Genomic DNA, 21,499 nt, shown 5'->3' on the forward strand with positions numbered 1-21,499 from the left:
AACTGTGATAAACTACATTCTAAATAAATTATTTTATGCATTACTCACATTATTTGGGGTAGTTACAGTTATCTTTTTTTTATTTAACGTTTTACCAGGAGACCCTGCACAAATGATGTTGGGTCAGAATGAAGACAGTCAGCAATTAGCTATTATTAAACAAAAATATGGCTTTGACAAACCGATTACCGTTCAGTTCGGATATTATGTAAACGATTTATCACCACTATCTTTTCATTCATTAAACCCGAAAGACTACACCTTTTTACGAAAAGGAAAATATACAGCCACTTCTTTATTTAAAATAGGAGAAACTCAAGTCGTCTTAAAACTGCCATATTTACGAGAATCGTTCACCAAACAAGGTAAAAAAGTAAGCAGTGTTTTAGCAGAAACCCTACCAAATACATTTGTTTTAGCTGTCTCTGCTATTATAATAGCCATTATTATTGGTGTTATTTTAGGTATTATTTCAGCCTTATATAAAGACACCTTTATAGACAAAAGTATACAGTTTTTAAGCACTATTGGCATGAGTGTACCCTCCTTTTTTAGTGCCATACTATTCGCTTGGATTTTTGGTTATCTACTTCATAAATACACCCATTTAGAAATGACAGGTAGCCTATATGAATTAGATGATTTTGGAGAAGCCATGCATATTAAATGGAAAAACTTAATTCTTCCTGCCATTGTTTTAGGAATTCGCCCATTGGCAGTTGTTATTCAGCTTATGCGAAATTCTTTATTAGAAGTTTTTAATCAAGATTTTATTAGAACAGCAAGAGCAAAAGGATTAACCGAATTTCAGATTATTAGAAAACATGCCGTAAAAAACGCATTAAACCCTGTTGTAACAGCTATTTCCGGTTGGTTCGCCTCAATGCTAGCAGGAGCAGTTTTTGTAGAATACGTTTTTGGTTGGAATGGTTTAGGAAAAGAAATTGTAAACGCATTAAACACTTTAGACTTACCTGTTATTATGGGTTCTGTGCTAATTATAGCACTTTTATTCATAATAATCAATATTTTTGTAGATATCATATACGCTTGGTTAGATCCAAAGGTAAAACTTCAATAAAAATTTTTAATATAACAAATTATGAGAAAGAACATCGTTGCAGGAAATTGGAAAATGAATAATGATTTAGCACAAACAGAAACGTTGCTAACAGCACTGAAGCAGAAAACAATAACGTCTGATGCAGAGGTTATGGTTGCACCAACTTTTACAAACCTTTGGTCTGCATTTAACTCCTTAAAAGATAGTGCTATTGAAGTAGTTGCTCAAAACATGCACTTTGCAGAAAATGGAGCGTATACTGGTGAAATTAGTGCTAGCATGCTAAAAAGCGTAGGTGTAAAAACTGTAATTTTAGGTCATAGTGAGCGTCGTGCTTATTTTAATGAAACAGACGAGTTATTAGCAAAGAAAACAGATGCTGCTTTAGCAAACGATATGCGTGTTATTTTCTGTTTTGGTGAAGAATTAGCCGACAGAAAATCTGAGAACCACGAAACAGTTGTGGGTAACCAAATTAAAAATGCATTGTTTCATTTAGAAGCTGATGCATTTAAAAATATTGTTTTAGCCTACGAACCAGTTTGGGCAATTGGAACAGGAGAAACTGCTAGTCCAGAGCAAGCTCAAGACATGCATGCTTTTATTAGAAAAACATTAGCAGATAAATACGGAGCAGATGTTGCAGACAGTGTTTCTATTTTATACGGGGGAAGTGTAAAACCAGGAAATGCTCAAGAAATTTTCTCTAAACCAGATGTAGATGGTGGTTTAATTGGAGGTGCTGCATTAAACGCAGACGATTTCTTTGCCATTGTAAATGCTTTTTAAGCTAAACACATATTATAAAAAAAAGGCTGTCTTTATTAATAAAGACAGCCTTTTTCTATGTATACCCCTTTACTATTTTACCTACCAACTTAATACAAGTCATTAATCTTCGTATTCAAGTACGCAAAATAAGCTAAAATTGCCCCAACCGACCTACCCGTACAAAACCTACCGAAATCAGAACAAAGCAAACTAGCACGTCTACAAGAGCGAATTAGCATGGTTCTAGAGACTGACTTGAATAAACAATGCAAGTACAATAATAATTTTGTTTATATCTCTCTAATTTTACAACTAAAGCAATAGTATATGCGTAATACTTAGTAAATTTGAAAAAAAAATAAATGGCAGAAATATATATAGGATACGATTTTAACGTAACTCCCTTACAACCTGGAGTAGAAATACTAATTGCTGAGTTAGGCTATGCTGGATTCGAAAGTTTTGTTGAAACAGAAACAGGCGCAACAGCCTATATACAAAAGGAAGAATGGAACGCACACATTCTTGAAGATATACAAATTCTAAATTCTGATGAATTTGAAATTACATATACTTTTGAAGATATTGAACAAACCAACTGGAATGAAGAATGGGAAAAGAACTTTAACCCAATAGTTGTTGACGATGTTTGTGCTGTTCGTGCACCATTTCATGATAAATTCGATACGCAATACGATATTATAATAGAACCAAAAATGAGTTTTGGAACAGGACATCATGAAACCACACATATGATGATTCAACATATTTTAAAAACTGATTTTGAAGGTAAATCTGTTTTAGATATGGGCTGCGGAACTGGAGTTTTAGCCATTTTAGCAGAAATGAAAGGCGCAAAAACATTAGACGCTATAGATATAGATAATTGGTGTTATTTAAATAGCATTGAAAATGTAGAGCGCAACCACGGTAAAAACATAACAGTTTACGAAGGAGACGCAAGTTTATTAGCAGGAAAAACCTACGATATTATTATCGCAAACATTAATAGAAACATATTATTAAACGACATTAAAACCTATGCTTCTTGTTTAAATAAAGACGGCGCATTATTTTTAAGCGGTTTCTATAACGATGATATTCCTACAATTGAGGCAGAATGCACTAAAAATATGTTAAAACTAAGCGAAAAAATAGAACGAAATAATTGGGTTGCTCTAAAATTTTTAAATTAGTAAAAAAGTTGAAAAATGAGCACTAAGGAAGAAGTATTAGAAGAGGTTCTCGTTGAAACCCAAACAAAAAATGAAAATGAAATTGTACTATATAATGACGAAGTAAATACTTTTGATCATGTTATAGACAGCCTTATTTCTGCTTGCGATCACACGCCTGAACAAGCAGAACAATGTTCAATAATTGTGCATTACAAAGGAAAATGCACCGTTAAAACAGGTCCGTATAAAGATTTGGAACCACGTTGTTCAAAATTACTAGAAGCGGGTTTAAGTGCAGAAATCATATAAATAGCTTTAAATCAAACTGATTATCAAATTGTTAGTCCTGTCTGTTTTCTTAAATTATAATTCACTTATTTTAGATTATAATTTAAGTTGAAAAAAAGTTAAAAAATCATTCAAAATATTTGGTTAACACTAATAAAGCTCATATATTTGCACCCACAAAAACGGCCTCGTGGCGCAACTGAATAGCGCACTTGATTACGGCTCAAGAGGTTACTGGTTTGAATCCAGTCGAGGTCACTAGTGTTTATAAGGGTTTCAAGCAATTGAAACCCTTTTTTATTTCCTGTTTTCAAGAAAAGCAGAGATTAAATTTACATTCACCCACTCCCCTTTTCCCCACAACTGTATTTCGTCTTGATTATTAGTATTGAATTTAATCTGTTACATACATAAGCCATAAACAACACTTTTGCATCCTTCTTTAACAAGTTACATTTCATTCTTCAAAATAGAAATATATAACTTCACCATTATTAATTACATTAACTAAATATCAGAAGTTCTGAAAACAAACTCAAGTAGCTCTAGTTAATAATCAAGAAATCTTTCATAAAAGGGTAAAAGCTATATTAAATTCATTTTTACTTCACCCATGCTTAGTCATAAAATCAGCTTAAACACAATATTCTTCGATAAAAAAGCACTTAAATACGATAAAGTGTAGTTTTATTTTCCTTTTAGTCTTTTCTTTTAATATCTTAGCTGAAATATTCTATTAAGAACTATAACATATGAAAAATCTATTTTTTGCATTCACTCTTATTTTTAGCCTTAATCTTTGTGCTCAAAATACTTTCGAAAACACGAAAATTTTTGTTCGTGTATACGATTTACAAGGAAATAAAATTAATAAAGGAAGAATATTATCTATATCGGAATCAGCACTTCAGTTAGAACGAAAAGGAAATACAATAGACATACCTGCAAGTGATATTGGAACCATTAAAACTAAATATTCTGGCGGTAATAATGTTCTTATTGGAGCTATAGCTGGTACTGGAGCTGGTTTCTTTTCTGGTGATCCTGTTGTAATTGCTGCAGGAGCTGGAGTTGGAGCTGCTGTAGGGGGATTAACCGTATTATTTAAGAAATCGGAAACGTTCGAAATAGAAGGAGATAAAACAAAATTAAAAGCACTTGAAGACTTATTAATCGAATAGTAGTAATTTTAAATTCATAATCTTAACAAAGAGAAGCGTTCATGTAAGCTATAGAGGCAAACATGAACGCTTTGTTGTTTTAGGTAAATTAGAACAGCAACTATATCATATTTTGAATTACAAACTGTAAAAAATGATTTAGTTAATTAATATCTTTATTTAAATAATGTACGCTCTAATGAATTAAATCTGATTTAAAATTTTACTAGAAACATGTAATAATAAATCGTTTTAAATATAAAATTAGCACAAAAAAACCCAGCATAAAAATACGCTGAGTTTTAATTTTTAAGGCTTGCATAACCTTTTGGTTAGTTCTTAGTATTTATTCTATAACAATACGCTTGCTTATAGAACCATTGTTTTCTCCATTCACTTTAAGAATATAGATACCTGAAGTGATTCCTGAAATATCAAGACGATCGTTAACTAATTCTGTTGTAGAAAGTACTTTGGATCCAAGAACGTTATATAGTTGAACAGACTGAATTTGAATATTATTTTCTGTTTTAATATTAATTTCTGAGTTTGCTGGGTTAGGATACACTTTTAATCCAGCTGCAAATACATTGTCGCTTACAGATAAAGTTTCGTTAGTTAAAGTTAAATAATCTAGAAAAGCCTCATCTTCACCTGAAGACCATTGCCAAGGTCTACTATCGCTAGCATCATCTGGGATAGTCTCAGGTCTTCCAGTTCCTCTGGCAAAAATAGCAATACTTGTTTCATCTCCTGTATTAAAAACTAGTTCATACTCTGTATAACTATCTTCTCCTGGGTGCGCTAAAGTAGTAACAGCAATGTTATTGGTTTCATCCTCTACGTCTTCAATATCAGTGTACCCAAAGCCAGATGTAGGTTTAATTGTAGCATCAGTGTAATATGTAATTTCATAGTCCTCGCTATATCCAGAACCTTTAAGTATACGTATTTCCAATGTAGTTGGTGTCACATCCGGATCTACATCATCATCTACCCTTGCAGAATATGTTAGTTTGTATTCTGTATTTGGTAGCACAGCGACTTCTTGATAAATTAAATCTGATTCGAAATTATCAAATTTAAGAGCTTTATTTGGAGATTCAACTCCAGTTGAAGATGTTTCCCCTTGATCACCTAAATCTTTATTTATCCAATGTGAACAAGCACAGTCACTTGAACCTTCTGCTTTAGGGATTTGGTCAAATTGTCCGTTTTGAACAATAGGGTCTTGTGCGAAAGCTGAAAATGATGCCAAAAGGCATAATGAAAGTAAAGTTTGTTTCATGATTTTAGTTTGAATTTAGTTATTATTATTTTGATTGGATTACCAATCTGGTTAACCAAATATAACAAAAAAAACAATCTAAATTTATTTTATTTCCAAAATCACAATAAAAAGCATAAATTTTAATGAAATCAATTACTTATAACACAAATAGATAACATTATAACAAAAACACTTCAAACTATTGTTGTTTTAAGTATAGCAAGGGTTTTACAGTAATAAAACGCATAAAGCTTATATGTTGTTTGTTATGTTATTTATGAAAACTTGATACTTTTATGAAATATTTTTTTTTTTAATAAAGAAACAGTCTTCAATACTAATTTTAATAAAATTTTCTAAAACTAAAACAAGTATATACCATCTTGAGTACAGCATTTGCCTTAAACAAAATTTTATACACTTACTTTATATTTTTATGGAATAAGAATCCTTATAAAAAACGACTTAATTCTATTTTAAATAAATTAGTTTTCAATTTTCAAGGCTTTAATATCTGTTATTAATTGTGCCATTGAAGCTCTATTTAATCCATTATAGATACCTCTAATATGTTTGTTCTTATCAATAAGTAAAAAGTTTTCAGTATGTAAAAAATCGTCAATATTTTTTGGTACTCCCAAATCATTTTCAACAAAATATTGCGACCTACCTAAGGCATAAATTTCTTTTTTATCACCTGTTACTAAATGCCATTTATTATTAATAACACCATGAGATTTTGCATAATCTTTTAAGACTGGTACAGAATCTTTAGAAGGCATTACTGAATGTGAAAGTAGAAGAATCTCGGGGTCGTCTTTAAACTCTTCTTGGACCTTAAGCATACTTTCAGCTAATTTTGGACAAATTCCTGGACAAATAGTAAAAAAGAAATCTGTTATATAAATTTTATTTTCAAAAGTCTTCTGAGAAATTGTATCTCCTAATTGATTGATTAATTTAAAATCTGGAATCTTATGAAAATCTTTTTCTTCTTGAGATCCTGGAGTAATCCAATGTGGTGTAAACGATTCATCTTCGTAATACGGCAGGTAATCTACTCTACTATTTTCAACAACTTTAATATCTTCTTTCTTTGGCTCATTTTTACAACTTATACTGAATAGTACAAGCATTAAAATTAATACTGGACTATATTTTTTTATTTCTATTAATAACTTCATTTTCTAGTTTATAACATGAATTTGCTCTTTTCATACCAAAAACACGTCCGTTTTTGGCTTCATAATTAACATATAAGGTTCCGTTTTGCAACCAAGCTTTTTGTAAACCATTCTCTTTTCCGTTAACAAGCTGTCTTTGTTTTGCCAGTTGCCCTGTAGGATACCATTCTTCTTCTACTCCTTGTTTTACACCGTCTTTATAATTAGATTGAGAAGACAATACTCCATTTTCCCACCATGTTTTGTATACACTATCTAAGCGATTATGTTTATAATAAGACGCTGTACGCAGCACACCTTTCTCAGACCATTTTCTAGCAATACCTTCTCTTTTTCCATTTACAAAGCCAAGTCGTTCTGCGATGGAATCGTTTGGGTAGCGTTTAATAGAATAGCCTGAGAAAGGTTTGTTATTATAATACCATTTTCCTTCAATCTGATTTAAAACTAAATCATCTTTTGAGATTTCAAAATCTTTAATAACTAAGCGCTTTTCAAGAGTAACAGTTGTCTTAACCCTCGCTGTTTTATTACAACTAGTTACTAATAGTAGGGCAAAAAACATAAAATATAGTGCTTTCATACTATTAAATTAATATCCTTGAAAAGGACCAGCAAATGCTAAATACGATCCTGTAGTAGAGTATATTTCGTTTATAATGTGGTAATGGTATTCTTCTTCACCATCTGTATATTGTGTTATAGATGTATGCCCACCAGATTCGTCTAAATCTGTAGGATATGTGCCTGTAGAGTAACATTGTCTTCCATATAAAAACACACCATCAAGTAAAATACCTGCTAAACTATCATCGTCATCAGTAAACGCTTTTGGCTCCAAATGGTAGTGATAAACACCTGGACCGATGTGAGCTCCTGTCCAATCTAAAGATGCAGCAGCCTCGTCTAAATCGCCAGCTCCTTCTTGATCATTAAAAATAGATGCACCGCTAACAGCAATACCTATAGTATTTAATTCTGTAGACACCGTGTTTCCTGTTAAATCTGGTGTAGCATCTACAGTTATGGTTACGGCATTATTATTACTTGACATAATAGATGGAGTTAACTGCACATCTGGCTCTTCTATATATAGTGTGTTTCCTTCTCCCCAGTATACAGTTTCGTGATCTGGTAAACCTGTAGTTTCTATAACCACATTAGATCCATCTAAATAAATAGTGGTTGCATCTGTATTAAATGCAGCAAAAGCAGCGTGTAATTCTGTTACTGTTTCATCATCATCTTGGGTAGTCGAATCATCTGTTGTAGTTGAAGAATCATCACTAGAACAGCCCATAAACATAGAGATAGTGACTGTTGCTAATATAAAAGATTTGAAAGTTGTTTTCATTTTTTTATGTTTAAAATTGTTAAAGGTATTTTGAAAGGCTTTATTAAATTCAATCTATTAACAAATCAAAAATCTATGATTTAAAAAGAAAGTCGCCCTATAATGGTTTTGTTAAATTAACTTTAAAGTATTGGTAAAACTAATTCTTTACTAGATAGTAAAACCATGCAATCAACTTAACCTGCTTACTTTTAAGTAAACAGTAGCTTTTATTCAGTCAATAGAAATTAGCAAACTGATAAAAGTCATGATTTATTGATAAAAGAATTTGTAAATAAAAATGATTTTAGGGGTTACAGACACTTTTAAAAACTGTTTAAAGCCTTAAAATTCGTATAAAAAAGACTTACAAAGTAGAATTCACAACTATAATCTCTTATCTAAAAAGAAGGATTTGCAACGAAACTCTAGATATCTGCAACCTATTAGGAATAATCTCAATGATTTTAGCTAGTACATTTATTTTGGGATACTAAAATAAATATGATCGGTGTTATAATAATATTTAAATTAACTTTTTAAAGTATTAAAAACAGATTCTATTTAACAGCTCAACTTCAATACTCTATTAAGATTATGAGTTAACAGGGAGCTTCTGTAATGTTTATAATTTACTTTTTTAAAAGCTTTAAAACAATTAATTAATAAAGTATAGGAAAGTATAGGCAATTTTATAGTTTTAAATAGAATTCACCATTGTTATAACAGCGTTTAAACAAATATTTACATTCTACTTTTAATCCAACGTGGAAGCATTTTTATAATTATTGCAACTATTCTCCAGCGTTTAGATACATATCCTATTTTCTTTTTCTTATTAATAAGGTTATAAATCTGTATTCCAGCTTCTTCTTTTGTTGCTGCCCAAAATATTTTTTTACCTTCGGTAAGAGGTGTAATAACAAAACCAGGTCTTACATCAGTAGTATAGATTGGTAATCCAGATTTTCTATCTTTTGTTGCTTTCTGACTTAACGCCTCCAAATAATTTATTTGATAAGATTTAGCCGCATGATAAGCTGGAGCTACTCTACTTCCAAAAAGCCCTGAAATAGAACTAATTGAGACAAAATGACCGTAACCTTGTTTTTTAAAGAATCTATAACTCCAATCTGCAACTTCTGTAAATGCAAGTACATTTAATTTGTTTGCATTATTTTCTACTTTATACCCTAAATCTTTATTTAAGTTACCAATTCCTGCACTAAATATTAATAAGTCGAGTCCACCTAGCCAATCAACCAATTCTGTTATTGTTACAGAGGCATTACTATTTATGCAATCTAAATACTCAGCTTTAAAATTTTCCTTTTCAGAGTTTTGTAGTCCTTCAATTATAGTCTTTTCAATACCCGTTATACCTACTTTAAATTTATTATTAACAAGTACATCTGTAATTCCTTGACCTATACCTGAAGTTCCTCCAATTATAATTGCTTTTTTCATTTTCAGCCTATGGCTTATATTTTTGGCTATTATTTTTTTGCAGAAAAGCCTGCAGTACTCTTTTTCACCGTAGCCCAAAGATAACAAAGTAAGAGAATTTTAAAGTAAAATTACAAACTAGTAAACAAGCAACCTGCTTTCGTCCAGCTATAATTGAACTGTTTTTTACACAGTTTATATTAAAACACTTTTATTCGCGCACATAAGTTTAGTTAAAATTTCTTCGTCGATATCTATTTTCCTCATTTAAAGTAAGTCATATAAACAAGAATTAGTAGTTTACTTAAACTTATAAAAACTTCGTATTATAGTTTTACAAATCAGTTGTATTAAAAAGTAGGTTTAAATTAAATTTTGGTAAAACAATTAAGATGAATTTTAATTAAAAAACCAATGTTTAGAAGTATTGTTGATTTTTCAATCTTTTTTAAAACATTGATCTCTTATCTAATCTCTAAATCCATGCTAACCATAAAACGTTTTACATCTATAACTTTTGAAATCCTTAACCCCATCTACTTTCAAATACGTTGTTTCGCATATAAGACTATATTTACAGACTGTAGGTATATATTTAACGCAACAGCATTACTAACATATGATATATGCCTAATAAGGTAGTTTATTAGCTTTCATCTATCAATTACCTTTAGACTTATGCACGCTTCTTAGGGTCCATGTCCAATAATGCGTCTTACAATATTTAGGTCTAATCCTGTTTTTTTTACTATTTTAAAAAGTTATATGTAATAACAGTTATAGAAGTAATTAAACACAAAAAAACCCTACATTACTGTAGAGTTTTCTGTTATTATATAACTTATAAGATTGCTTATAAAGCAGCGATATGCTTAGTCAAACCAGATTTTAGGTTTGCAGCTTTATTAGCGTGAATTACATTCTTCTTAGCTAATTTATCAATCATTGAAACTACATTAGAATATAACGCTTGCGCTTCTTCCTTAGTTTCAGCGTCACGTAACTTCTTAATAGCATTACGAGTCGTTTTATGCTGATATTTATTTCTTAAACGTTTAGCTTCGTTACTTCTAATTCTTTTTAACGATGACTTATGATTTGCCATTTGATTCTTTCTTATTAAATGATTGTAGCCCGTAGGGGAGTCGAACCCCTCTTACCAGGATGAAAACCTGGCGTCCTAGCCGATAGACGAACGGGCCATTGTTATTTTTTTGAGTGTGCAAATATAAAAACTTATTTTCGATTTGCAAAACATTTTTTCAAAAAACTTTCAATGTGATTTTTGTTATTAATATTTATCTCATTGCGGGTGCAAATATACAACCTTTTTTGAATATTGCAACAAGAATTGAAAGTTTTTTGAAAAAAATTTAAATTAATATGCTTTTGCGAATAACACGCGACGATTAGACGGTTTCCCACTAAATACACAAACACCTTCCTCCTCTACCGAGTCTTCTGGTATACAGCGTATTGTAGCTTTTGTAAGCTCTTTAATCTTATCTTCTGTCTCTATTGTACCATCCCAATGTGCAGAAATAAACCCTCCAGTATTTTTTAAAGCAGCCTTAAACTCATCAAAAGTATCCACTTCTGTAGTATGAGTTGCTCTAAAGTCAAAAGCCTTTTTATATAGTGTTTCCTGAATTTCTGTCATTAGTCCCTCTACAATACCTGTAAGTAAGTCTAAGGATACAATTTCTTTAGTTAAAGTATCTCGCCTTGCTAACTCAACGGTACCATTCTCAAGATCTTTAGGCCCTATTGCTATACGCAAAGGCACACCTTGTAATTCGTGTTGGGCAAATTTTGCTCCAGGTCTATATGTTGTACGATTATCGTACTTTACCGAAATGTTTTTAGCTCTTAAATCGCTAATAATTAAATTTGCTATTTTAGAAATCTCTTCAAATTGTTCATCTGTCTTATATATTGGAACAATAACAACTTGGTTTGGTGCTAAATTTGGTGGCAACACTAAACCATGATCATCACTATGTGTCATAATTAAAGCCCCCATTAATCGTGTAGACACTCCCCAAGATGTTGCCCAAACATAATCTTGCTTACCTTCTTTTGATGTAAACTTAACATCGAATGCTTTTGCGAAGTTCTGTCCTAAAAAATGAGATGTTCCTGCTTGTAAAGCTTTTCCGTCTTGCATTAAAGCTTCAATACAATACGTTTCATCGGCTCCAGCAAAACGCTCACTTTCTGTTTTTGTACCTTTTATAACCGGTATGGCCATAAAATTCTCAACAAAAGTAGCGTACACATTATTCATTAATTCTGCTTCTATTAATGCTTCTGCTTTAGTTTCATGGGCCGTATGCCCTTCTTGCCATAAAAACTCTGCTGTACGTAAAAACAAACGCGTACGCATTTCCCATCGTACCACATTAGCCCATTGGTTTATTAATAAAGGTAAATCTCTGTAAGATTGAATCCATCCTTTATAAGTATTCCAAATTATAGCTTCACTGGTTGGTCTTACAACTAACTCTTCTTCTAATTTTGCTTCTGGATCTACACGTAATTTCCCTGGATTGTCAGGGTCATTTTGTAATCTATAATGTGTTACTACTGCACATTCTTTAGCAAAGCCTTCTGCATTTTTCTCCTCTGCTTCAAATAAACTTTTGGGTACAAATAATGGAAAGTATGCATTTTGATGACCTGTCTCTTTAAACATACGATCTAATTCAGCTTGCATCTTTTCCCAAATAGCATATCCGTATGGTTTTATAACCATACACCCTCTAACTGCCGAATTTTCAGCAAGATCCGCTTTTACTACTAATTCGTTATACCACTTCGAGTAGTCCTCCGCTCTGCTTGTAAGTTTTTTGCTCATATTGTTAATTTTGGCATAAATATTGCCACTATGTTAAATACATTAAATAGTTACGCAAAACTAACTATTTTTGTTATGTTCAACAATAAATTTAATCCAGATATGAGATATAAAGATATTCTAAAACAAAAACCACTCTTTTTTATAATGCTTTCTAGCTTGCTTGTACTCTCATCTTGTGGAAGTTCAGCATACTATAGTCAGCAAAGTACAGATGGAATATACGGAACTCCAAATAATGAAGTTGTGTATCAAAATTACGACACAGCAGAAAATGTCTATTATAAAAATTATTTCAAAGAAAAAAATCAAGAAATAGACGAATTTAATGCTGAACAAGATTCTGTTTTTACAGATATAGATAGCTACCAAAGCAATACATATGCAGAGGATAATTATACTAATGATGACACTTATGCATACCAAGACAATTACAATGGTAATGGTGGTTGGGGAGAACAGACAGAAAATGTAACTGTAACAATTTACACAGACCCTTTTGTGTATGGCGGTTACGGCTATGGATACGGCTGGGGCTATTCTAACTGGTACAGACCTTACTACGGCGGTTGGGGCTGGGGCGTTGGGTTTTACCCACCTTACTATGGCGGCTGGGGTTACGGCGGAGGCTGGGCTATTGGATGGGGTTATCCAGGCGGTTATTGGGGACGTCCTGGTTACGGACACGGACATTATAACAATGGATACCATAGAAGCTATTCACGCTATAATAGAAGTGGTATTTCTTACAACTCGAACAATAGATATTTAAATAGTAATCGTTATACAAAAACAAATTCTAATAGTAGATATCAAAATTTAACTAGAAATAGCCAAACAAGCACTAGAGGTAATAATACAACAAGTAGAAATTACACTACAACTAGAAGCTCATCAAACTACAGCAGACAAAGACCAACGACAACCAGTAGAACAAATACTACAAGAAACACACGATCTACTACACGTTCATCGTCATCTTCAAATAGAACCTATTCTTCACCTACAAGAAGTTCGTCGTCCTCTTCTAGCAGAAGCTACTCTACGCCTTCAAGAAGCTCGTCGTCTTCTAGCAGCACAGGATCTTCAAGCAGAAGCAGTAGTAGCAGATCTTCAAGAGGTAGATAATAACAAAAATTGAATTTTATATAATGAATTTTAAAACGATAGTTTTTATAATTGCAGGCATTTTTACAGTGCCTGCTTTTTATGCTCAAGATATTACAGATGCCTTAAGATACTCTCAAGATGACATTGTCGGATCGGCAAGGTTTAGAGCTTTAAGTGGTGCTTTCGGGGCATTAGGAGGCGATTTATCTGCTACAAGTTTAAATCCGGCAGGTTCAGCCGTGTTTACACAAAGCTTTATGTCTTTTACTTTAACGAATTTAAACATCAAAAACGACACACAATATTATGATAGTAACGACTCAAATTCTGATTCGTATACCGAATTCACACAAATAGGAACAGCTTTTGTTTTTAATAATCAGAACCCCAATAGTTCTTTTAAAAAATTTACTTTAGGTTTTGCTTACGATAAGACTCATGATTATAAAGATGATTGGACAACACATGGTGTAGGTTCTAACTCTATAGCAAATTACTTTTTAGACTATGCACAAGGCCTACCTTTAAATGAGATTTCTGCTTTACAAAATGAATCTATTTCTGAAGCATATTCTGAAATTGGTAGAATTTACGGCTCAGGAAACCAACAAGCCTTTTTAGGTTACGAATCTTATATTATTGAACCAGCAAATAGCTCTGATGAAAACACAGATTATTACTCTAATATAGCATCTGGAGAATTCGAACAAAACTATATTTATTCGGCTACAGGTTACAATGGTAAAATTGCAATAAACTTTGCTTCTCAAGTCAATGATAGACTATATTTAGGGATTAATTTAAATTCACATTTTTTAAATTACGACCGCTTAACTTACTTCACTGAAGCAAACTCGAATAGTGGTTCTCTAGTAAGAGATGTCGATTTTGAAAACAAACTATCTACTATTGGTAGTGGGTTCTCTTTTCAATTAGGTACAATTTATAAGGCCACAGAAAGTTTAAGATTAGGATTAACATACAATTCACCAGTATGGTACACTATTGAAGAAGAAACAACACAATCTCTTTCTACCATAAGAGTTGAAGATGGTGGTACTATAAAACAAATCGTGAATCCTAGAATTACTAATATTTATCCTGATTACAAACTGCAAACACCTGGAAAAATCACAGGAAGTTTAGCATATATTTTTGGTGCTCGGGGATTAGTTAGTTTAGATTATAACTATAAAGATTATGGAAGTACTAAATTTAGAGAAAATAATAATTCTTATTTTAACGTACAAAACAACATTATTAGTAATCAGTTAAAAGGCGCTTCTTCTTTTGCAGTTGGTGGAGAATACAGATTAAAACAACTTAGTCTAAGAGGTGGATATCGTTTTGAAGAAAGCCCGTATAAAAACGAAAAAACTGTAGGTGATTTAACAGGATACTCTGTAGGTTTAGGTTATAGTTTTGGCTTAACAAATATTGATGTAACTTTCGATCAGTATCAACGTGACTCCGAATATCAACTTTACAATGTTGGTTTAACAGATTCGACATCTTTAGATACTAGAGTTTCAAACATCACATTTACCTTAAGTTTCGCACTATAAACACAGACATTAATATATTTAAAAACAGATTTGCTTTCAGTTTGAAATCAAATCTGTTTTTTTTTGCACTCTTAGTAATTATTAATTGTTTCACAATTCAAACTCAAAGAAAACTGAATTACTTATCTTTGCCCATTAAAACAGCTTTATTTTTTAGATAAATGAAATTTGATGACAATATAGAAGAGTTTGATGCTATAGGCGATAACCATATTGGGACTGCAACAGATACTCCAATGCGAGCCGATGCTTTTGAACTTTCGGATGATAAAAAGATAGAATCCATAAAAAAAGATGTTCGCCATATTATGGAAACATTAGGCTTAGATTTAACCGACGATAGTTTAAAAGGCACACCTAATCGTGTTGCCAAAATGTTTGTAAAAGAAATTTTTAGCGGGTTAAATCCTGAAAAAAAACCAACAGCGTCTACCTTCGACAATAAATATAAGTACGGTGAAATGTTAGTTGAAAAAAACATCACCTTGTACTCCACTTGCGAGCATCATTTATTACCAATAGTAGGAAGAGCACATGTTGCTTATATCTCTAAAGGTAATGTTGTAGGCTTATCCAAAATGAACCGTATTGTAGATTATTACGCAAAACGTCCTCAAGTTCAAGAACGCTTAACAATTCAAATTGTAAAAGAATTACAAGTTGTTTTAGGAACAGACGATGTGGCATGTATTATAGATGCGAAACATTTATGTGTAAACTCTAGAGGTATTAGAGACATAGAAAGCAGCACTGTAACAGCTGAATTTGGAGGAAAATTCAAAGAAAAAGACACTCGCAGAGAATTCATTGAATACATTAAATTAGAGACGCAATTTTAAATTACCAAGATTATCATGCCTCAACTATACAAGCAACAAAACATTAAAGTTTACAATTCACTTTCAGGACAAAAAGAAGTTTTTACACCTATAAACGACGGTTACGTTGGTATGTATGTTTGTGGACCTACAGTTTACAGTAACGTACATTTAGGTAATGTAAGAACGTTTATGTCTTTCGATACTATTTTTCGTTATTTAAAACATTTAGGTTTTAAAGTACGTTACGTTCGTAATATTACTGATGCTGGACATTTAGAAAATGATGCTGACGAAGGAGAAGATAGAATCGCAAAAAAAGCGCGTTTAGAACAAATTGAACCTATGGAAGTGGTACAGCGTTACACCGTAGACTTTCATAATATCTTAAATAAATTCAACTTTTTACCACCAAGTATAGAGCCTACTGCAACTGGACATATTATTGAACAAATTGAATTAATAAAAACGATAATCGATAATGGGTTTGGTTACGAAATAAATGGATCTGTATATTTTGATGTTTTAAAATATAACGAAACCAACGATTACGGTAAATTAAGTAAACGTAAGGTTGAAGATTTAATTCATAACACACGTGAATTAGACGGACAAAGTGATAAGAAAAACCCTCAGGATTTTGCTCTTTGGAAAAAAGCAGAACCACAACATATTATGCGTTGGCCATCGCCTTGGAGCGACGGTTTTCCTGGTTGGCATTTAGAATGTACAGCTATGAGTACAAAATATTTAGGCGAACATTTCGATATTCATGGTGGCGGAATGGATTTAAAATTCCCACATCACGAATGTGAGATTGCACAAGCAGAAGCTTGTAACCACCAATCTCCTGTTAACTATTGGATGCATGCTAATATGTTAATTATGAATGGAAAAAAAATGGCTAAATCTACAGGAAACTTTATTCTTCCTGAAGAAATATTTACTGGAGATAATGAGCATATTACACAAGCATTTAGCGCTAGTGTGGCTCGTTTTTTCATGCTACAAGCACACTACCGAAGTATTCTTGATTTTACTAATAACGGATTGTTAGCAAGTGAAAAAGGCTTCAATAGATTAATGGATGCCATTACAGATCTAGATAACCTTAAAGCTAGCTCAACCTCATCTATTAACATTTCAGAATGGAAACAGAAATGTTACGATGCCATGAACGATGATTTTAATTCTCCTATTTTAATTGCTAATTTATTTGAAGCTGTAAAGTTCATCAATCAAATAAAAGAAGGAAAAACATCACTTTCTGAAGCAGATTTACAAGAATTAAAAGAAACCATGCATACCTTTACATTCGATGTTTTAGGTTTAGTACACGGATCTGAAACTGAAGCAGGAGAAGACAAATTAGCAGGAGCAGTCGACTTATTAATTAAATTACGACAAGAAGCAAGAGCTAATAAAGATTTTGCTTTATCTGATAAAATTCGAGACGAACTTGCTACAGTTGGCATTCAACTTAACGATGGCAAGGAAGGCACAACATTTTCGACCAATTAAAAACATAACACGGACAAGATTTTTTCACTTGTCCGTTTTTTATATACTAAATGAAACGTTTTTTAATCGCTCCTTTTTTATTCTTAATCAAGATATATCAAACACTAATATCTCCATTAACTCCAGCATCTTGCAGATATCACCCAACGTGCTCTCAATACACCAAAGAGGCTCTTATAAAACACGGATTAATAAAAGGGGGTTGGTTAGCTATTAAACGTATTTTTAGTTGTCACCCTTGGGGAGGCTCTGGTTACGATCCTGTACCTTAATCTTATTAAAGAACAAAATTTTTATAGTCTATAACAAGCTATTCTTTTAAATACTTGAGCAAATGTCTATATTTACTCATTGAAAACTAAATACTATGCACTTTTTAAAATTCGATTGGAATCCTACATCAGGAATTGAAATCATTGGTAATTTCCAACTTCATTTTTATAGCCTTATGTGGGTTACAGCCTTTTTATTAGGTTGGTATGTTATGAAACGCATCTACGAAAAAGAAAATGTGTCTTTAGAATATTTAGATCCGTTATTTATATACACGGTTTTAGCGACTATGATTGGTGCACGTTTAGGACATGTTATTTTCTATCAGCCAGAATTATTTCAACAAGATTTTCTTAGCATCTTTTTACCTATCCGCACTAAACCAGAACTTGAATTTACTGGTTTTCAAGGCCTAGCAAGTCATGGTGCTGCTATTGGTATTATTATAGGAATGTATTTATATCGCAAAAAATACAATTACAAATCGTTAATTTGGATACTAGATCGTATTGTAATTCCAGTTTCTCTTGGAGCTATTTTTATTAGAATTGGAAATTTTATCAATTCAGAAATTATAGGAAAAGTTACAGACTCTAGTTTAGGTGTTCGTTTCATTCAAGACGAATATAGTAAACGTGAAGCCATACAACTTACGGGTATTAATAACCCTAAAGAAGCATATAATGCCATAGCAAACAATCCGCAATTTCAAAACTTATTAGATGCTGTTCCTTATAGACATGCCGCACAATTATACGAATCTGCTTGTTATGTGTTTGTATTCATAATATTATGGGTTATATATACAAAAACAAACAAAAAAGACAATCCTGGATTCCTATTTGGATTATTTTTAGCGCTACTTTGGACCATTAGATTCTTTGTAGAATTTGTAAAAGAAGCACAAGTAGACGATCGTGCAACATGGGCATTAAACACTGGACAATGGTTAAGTATTCCTTTTATATTAGTAGGATTTTACTTTATGTTTGTATACAAAGGCAGCTCTAAAAAAGCTTAAAAACACGTTATTATGAAAGTCTCGAAACTTATATTTTCTATTATTTTATTAGGATTAGCGACCTTAACTTTAGCATGTAAGAATGAAAAAAAGGCAAATATTACTCCTACAGAAATTTCATTTCACAAAGAAGGAGAATTAACACTTTATAAATCTGAGACCGACTCGGTAATTAAGTCTTTAGATATTGAAATTGCAGATAATGAATATGATCGCGAAACGGGACTAATGTACAGATCTTCTATGAAAAATGATAACGGAATGTTATTTGTTTTTCCTAATGAAGAGCCAAGAGCTTTTTACATGAAAAACACTCAAATCGCACTAGACCTTATTTATCTTGGAGAAAATAAAACTATTGTAAGTATCTCTAAAAATGCTAAACCTATGGACGAAACCTCTTTACTTTCTTACAAACCGGCGATGTATGTGTTAGAAATAAATGCTGGTTTAGCAGATGTTTGGCAATTAAAAGTAGGAGATTCTATAGCGTATACTAAATGATATAAATTTTAAGTAACCGGAATTTTATTGAAATTTTCAAACAAAAAAGTCGGATTAAATTAGAAATAATTTAATCCGACTTTTTAAATTTCGTGATCTAAAAATTTAATCTTTTACAATGTCTTTTCCTTTATGTTTCCACTCTGAAATCCCACCTCGCAAATCGAAAATCTTTACAAAACCTGCATCTTTAAGTTTCTGAGCACATTCTGCACTTCTTTTTCCTGAGTTACAATATAAGGCCACAGGCTTAGTTTTATCTAAATCTTTTATATCCTGCTCAAAAGTAGCCGAGTTATAATCTACATGCTGTGAATTTACAATATAACCTTGTTTAAAGCGATCTTCTTCAGATCTTAAGTCTACCAATTGCACATCATCTAAACTAAGAAGCGATTGCATTTCTTCTGCAGAAACCACTTCAATAACACCGGCCTCACTGTTATTACATGCCGAGCATAATAAAAGTATAAAACAATAAAGTATATTTATTTTTTTCATCTAGTTTGTGTTACCGCTCTTCTACCTCACCGGCCCAGTCGTTAAACCCACCTAATAAATTATACGCGTTTTCAATTCCTAATTGATTCATAATTTCGCAAGACTTACCGCTTCTTGCTCCAGAACGACAATACACATAATAGTTTTTAGATTTGTCTAATTTATCAACCTGAGCAACAAATTCTTGACCTAAATAAAAATCGATATGTTTAGAGTTTGGTATAAATCCTTGGTCTACTTCATCATCTGTACGTACGTCTAAAATCACAGCATTACTGTCGCTAGCTAACTGTTCTACCCATTCTTCTTGTGTTAAATCTGCCATAATTGTTTAAATATTTTGATTACAAATTTATAATATCTTTAATATATAAACGAAAAAAAAACCGAAGTCTTACAATTTAGGATTTTATTATTTTTAAAATGAAGAAGTATTATAATTTTAAAACTTATTAATAGCCTTAATAGTTTATGCCTTAATCTCTTTTTCCTTCAAAACACAACTATTATATTTTATTTTAAGAACGTTTTAACCTCTGCTTCTAATTCTTCATAAGTAAACGGAGTTTCATAAAACTTGCGTTTGTCTTTATTATATATAAGAGTAACAGGAATGGTACCAGACCATGTAGTACTTATTTTAGAAATCCAAGTTTCAGAATCTGGATCATTTAAAGCTACAACTTTAGATTGTATGTTATGTTTTAGAATAAAAGGTTTCAATTTAGAATCGTAAACATTTGGAAAGTCTAGACTTACTAACAATAATTGTACATTTTTTGAAGCATATTCTGTTCTTAATTTTTCAAAATGAGGTAATTCTTTTACACAAGGAACACACCAAGTAGCCCAAAAATTAATAACGTGTATATTATCATCCTTTACATGTAACAGAGGGTTTAATTCTTCAAAATTATAAATTGTTAATGCAACATCATTAATCGTTTTTTCACTGCGTTCCACCTGTCCTTCTCCTTCCTTTACTGAATCTTTCTTAGAATTATCTTTACAAGCAAAACAGCATAAGAATACTAATAGAATAATGTTTTTCATGTCATAAAAATAGTCAACACTCAAATCCTTAAAATAATTTTAACAAAACATTATACAAAACAGATTCAATTATTATAGTCTTTAACATACATTTGTATATACAAATATTGTATATGAAACAGTTAGAAGACATATTAAAAACGACCACTCCAATTCCTTTAAACAGAAAAACGGTACTCAATATTACGTACTCTAGTATTTGGACTAAAGATATAGTAAATGCAATTTTAAAATCTTTTGATGTCTCTAACGAACAGTTTAATGTATTACGCATTTTAAGAGGCAAAAAAGGAAGTCCTGCTAATTTACAAGACATTCAAGATCGCATGATAAATAAAATGAGTAATACCACACGCTTGGTTGATAAGCTTATTTTAAAAGGATATGTAGAACGTTTCACTTGCGAGATAAACAGAAGAAAAGTTGAAATTTTTATTACTAAAAAAGGATTAGAAATTTTAAAAGAAATAGATCCAATTATAGATAGAACAGAATCTGAAATCACATCAAATCTAACAGCTAAAGAATTAGAAACTTTAAACTTTTTATTGACAAAATTAAGATCTTAATTTTATTAGAAACA

General features: G+C 31.6%; 23 protein-coding genes and 2 tRNA genes. 14 read left to right on the forward strand and 11 right to left on the reverse strand.

Annotated elements, in window-relative coordinates; genetic code table 11:
* Positions 1–4 precede the first annotated feature (4 nt).
* The 6 genes from Q1B05_RS10360 (at position 5) to Q1B05_RS10385 (ending at position 4,481) form a co-directional block, all read left to right on the forward strand.
* Positions 5–1,081, forward strand: coding sequence for an ABC transporter permease (locus tag Q1B05_RS10360; protein ID WP_299780352.1), 1,077 nt, complete (start codon positions 5–7; stop codon positions 1,079–1,081).
* Positions 1,082–1,102: 21 nt separating this feature from the next.
* The gene (gene tpiA / locus Q1B05_RS10365) at positions 1,103–1,852 is read left to right on the forward strand and encodes a triose-phosphate isomerase (RefSeq protein ID WP_299780354.1); all 750 of its coding nucleotides are present in this window, start codon (positions 1,103–1,105) and stop codon (positions 1,850–1,852) included.
* A gap of 344 nt (positions 1,853–2,196) precedes the next feature.
* Positions 2,197–3,030, forward strand: a complete 834-nt coding sequence (gene prmA / locus Q1B05_RS10370; protein ID WP_299780356.1) for a 50S ribosomal protein L11 methyltransferase — start codon at positions 2,197–2,199, stop codon at positions 3,028–3,030.
* A 15-nt stretch (positions 3,031–3,045) separates the two neighbouring features.
* Positions 3,046–3,321, forward strand: a complete 276-nt coding sequence (locus Q1B05_RS10375) for an ATP-dependent Clp protease adaptor ClpS (protein ID WP_299780358.1) — start codon at positions 3,046–3,048, stop codon at positions 3,319–3,321.
* A 163-nt stretch (positions 3,322–3,484) separates the two neighbouring features.
* Positions 3,485–3,558 (forward strand) — tRNA-Arg (locus Q1B05_RS10380).
* Between the two features lie 494 nt (positions 3,559–4,052).
* Positions 4,053–4,481 carry a hypothetical protein gene (locus Q1B05_RS10385; RefSeq protein ID WP_299780360.1) on the forward strand — a complete coding sequence of 143 codons (429 nt, stop codon included), beginning with the start codon at positions 4,053–4,055 and terminating at the stop codon, positions 4,479–4,481.
* Between the two features lie 325 nt (positions 4,482–4,806).
* Here Q1B05_RS10385 and Q1B05_RS10390 read toward each other — a convergent pair whose 3' ends face one another.
* From Q1B05_RS10390 to proS, 8 genes are all read right to left on the reverse strand, one after another.
* Positions 4,807–5,748, reverse strand: a complete 942-nt coding sequence (locus tag Q1B05_RS10390) for a T9SS type A sorting domain-containing protein (protein WP_299780362.1) — start codon at positions 5,746–5,748, stop codon at positions 4,807–4,809.
* 467 nt (positions 5,749–6,215) lie between these two features.
* Positions 6,216–6,914, reverse strand: a complete 699-nt coding sequence (locus tag Q1B05_RS10395; RefSeq protein ID WP_299780364.1) for an SCO family protein — start codon at positions 6,912–6,914, stop codon at positions 6,216–6,218.
* A complete protein-coding gene (locus Q1B05_RS10400) occupies positions 6,883–7,497 on the reverse strand; it encodes a hypothetical protein (protein WP_299780366.1) in 615 nt (204 codons plus the stop codon). Before Q1B05_RS10400 ends, Q1B05_RS10395 begins: the two co-directional genes overlap by 32 nt.
* Before the next feature lie 9 nt (positions 7,498–7,506).
* Positions 7,507–8,268, reverse strand: a complete 762-nt coding sequence (locus tag Q1B05_RS10405) for a YHYH protein (protein ID WP_299780368.1) — start codon at positions 8,266–8,268, stop codon at positions 7,507–7,509.
* Between the two features lie 723 nt (positions 8,269–8,991).
* A complete protein-coding gene (locus Q1B05_RS10410; RefSeq protein WP_299780370.1) occupies positions 8,992–9,714 on the reverse strand; it encodes an SDR family NAD(P)-dependent oxidoreductase in 723 nt (240 codons plus the stop codon).
* Between the two features lie 832 nt (positions 9,715–10,546).
* On the reverse strand, positions 10,547–10,798 hold the full coding sequence (rpsT, locus tag Q1B05_RS10415) for a 30S ribosomal protein S20 (protein WP_299780372.1): 252 nt from the start codon (positions 10,796–10,798) through the stop codon (positions 10,547–10,549).
* Positions 10,799–10,823: 25 nt separating this feature from the next.
* A tRNA-Glu gene (locus Q1B05_RS10420) sits at positions 10,824–10,895 on the reverse strand.
* Positions 10,896–11,071: 176 nt separating this feature from the next.
* On the reverse strand, positions 11,072–12,550 hold the full coding sequence (proS, locus tag Q1B05_RS10425; RefSeq protein ID WP_299780374.1) for a proline--tRNA ligase: 1,479 nt from the start codon (positions 12,548–12,550) through the stop codon (positions 11,072–11,074).
* Between the two features lie 75 nt (positions 12,551–12,625).
* Between proS and Q1B05_RS10430 the strand changes: the two genes are divergently transcribed.
* From Q1B05_RS10430 to Q1B05_RS10460, 7 genes are all read left to right on the forward strand, one after another.
* Positions 12,626–13,678, forward strand: coding sequence for a hypothetical protein (locus tag Q1B05_RS10430; RefSeq protein WP_299780376.1), 1,053 nt, complete (start codon positions 12,626–12,628; stop codon positions 13,676–13,678).
* A gap of 23 nt (positions 13,679–13,701) precedes the next feature.
* The gene (locus tag Q1B05_RS10435) at positions 13,702–15,225 is read left to right on the forward strand and encodes an outer membrane protein transport protein (RefSeq protein WP_299780378.1); all 1,524 of its coding nucleotides are present in this window, start codon (positions 13,702–13,704) and stop codon (positions 15,223–15,225) included.
* Between the two features lie 161 nt (positions 15,226–15,386).
* Positions 15,387–16,064, forward strand: coding sequence for a GTP cyclohydrolase I FolE (folE, locus tag Q1B05_RS10440; RefSeq protein WP_299780380.1), 678 nt, complete (start codon positions 15,387–15,389; stop codon positions 16,062–16,064).
* A 15-nt stretch (positions 16,065–16,079) separates the two neighbouring features.
* On the forward strand, positions 16,080–17,564 hold the full coding sequence (gene cysS, locus Q1B05_RS10445; RefSeq protein WP_299780382.1) for a cysteine--tRNA ligase: 1,485 nt from the start codon (positions 16,080–16,082) through the stop codon (positions 17,562–17,564).
* Positions 17,565–17,614: 50 nt separating this feature from the next.
* On the forward strand, positions 17,615–17,836 hold the full coding sequence (gene yidD / locus Q1B05_RS10450) for a membrane protein insertion efficiency factor YidD (protein ID WP_057779703.1): 222 nt from the start codon (positions 17,615–17,617) through the stop codon (positions 17,834–17,836).
* A gap of 95 nt (positions 17,837–17,931) precedes the next feature.
* Complete coding sequence (gene lgt, locus Q1B05_RS10455) at positions 17,932–18,858, forward strand: prolipoprotein diacylglyceryl transferase (protein WP_299780387.1); 927 nt, start codon at positions 17,932–17,934, stop codon at positions 18,856–18,858.
* Positions 18,859–18,870: 12 nt separating this feature from the next.
* Positions 18,871–19,362, forward strand: coding sequence for a DUF192 domain-containing protein (locus tag Q1B05_RS10460; RefSeq protein ID WP_299780389.1), 492 nt, complete (start codon positions 18,871–18,873; stop codon positions 19,360–19,362).
* A 105-nt stretch (positions 19,363–19,467) separates the two neighbouring features.
* Here Q1B05_RS10460 and Q1B05_RS10465 read toward each other — a convergent pair whose 3' ends face one another.
* The 3 genes from Q1B05_RS10465 to Q1B05_RS10475 all read right to left on the reverse strand — a co-directional run bounded on the left by Q1B05_RS10465 (position 19,468) and on the right by Q1B05_RS10475 (position 20,916).
* Positions 19,468–19,863: a rhodanese-like domain-containing protein gene (locus Q1B05_RS10465; protein WP_299780391.1), complete on the reverse strand. Its 396-nt coding sequence runs from the start codon at positions 19,861–19,863 to the stop codon at positions 19,468–19,470.
* Between the two features lie 10 nt (positions 19,864–19,873).
* Entirely contained in the window at positions 19,874–20,188 is a 315-nt protein-coding gene (locus tag Q1B05_RS10470) for a rhodanese-like domain-containing protein (protein ID WP_299780393.1), read from the reverse strand.
* Between the two features lie 188 nt (positions 20,189–20,376).
* The gene (locus tag Q1B05_RS10475) at positions 20,377–20,916 is read right to left on the reverse strand and encodes a TlpA family protein disulfide reductase (RefSeq protein ID WP_299780395.1); all 540 of its coding nucleotides are present in this window, start codon (positions 20,914–20,916) and stop codon (positions 20,377–20,379) included.
* 113 nt (positions 20,917–21,029) lie between these two features.
* Between Q1B05_RS10475 and Q1B05_RS10480 the strand changes: the two genes are divergently transcribed.
* A complete protein-coding gene (locus Q1B05_RS10480; RefSeq protein WP_299780397.1) occupies positions 21,030–21,485 on the forward strand; it encodes a MarR family transcriptional regulator in 456 nt (151 codons plus the stop codon).
* The last annotated feature ends 14 nt before the right edge of the window (positions 21,486–21,499 follow it).

It is taken from the genome of uncultured Formosa sp., assembly GCF_947500765.1.
In the GTDB taxonomy this organism is placed as follows: Bacteria; Bacteroidota; Bacteroidia; order Flavobacteriales; family Flavobacteriaceae; genus Formosa.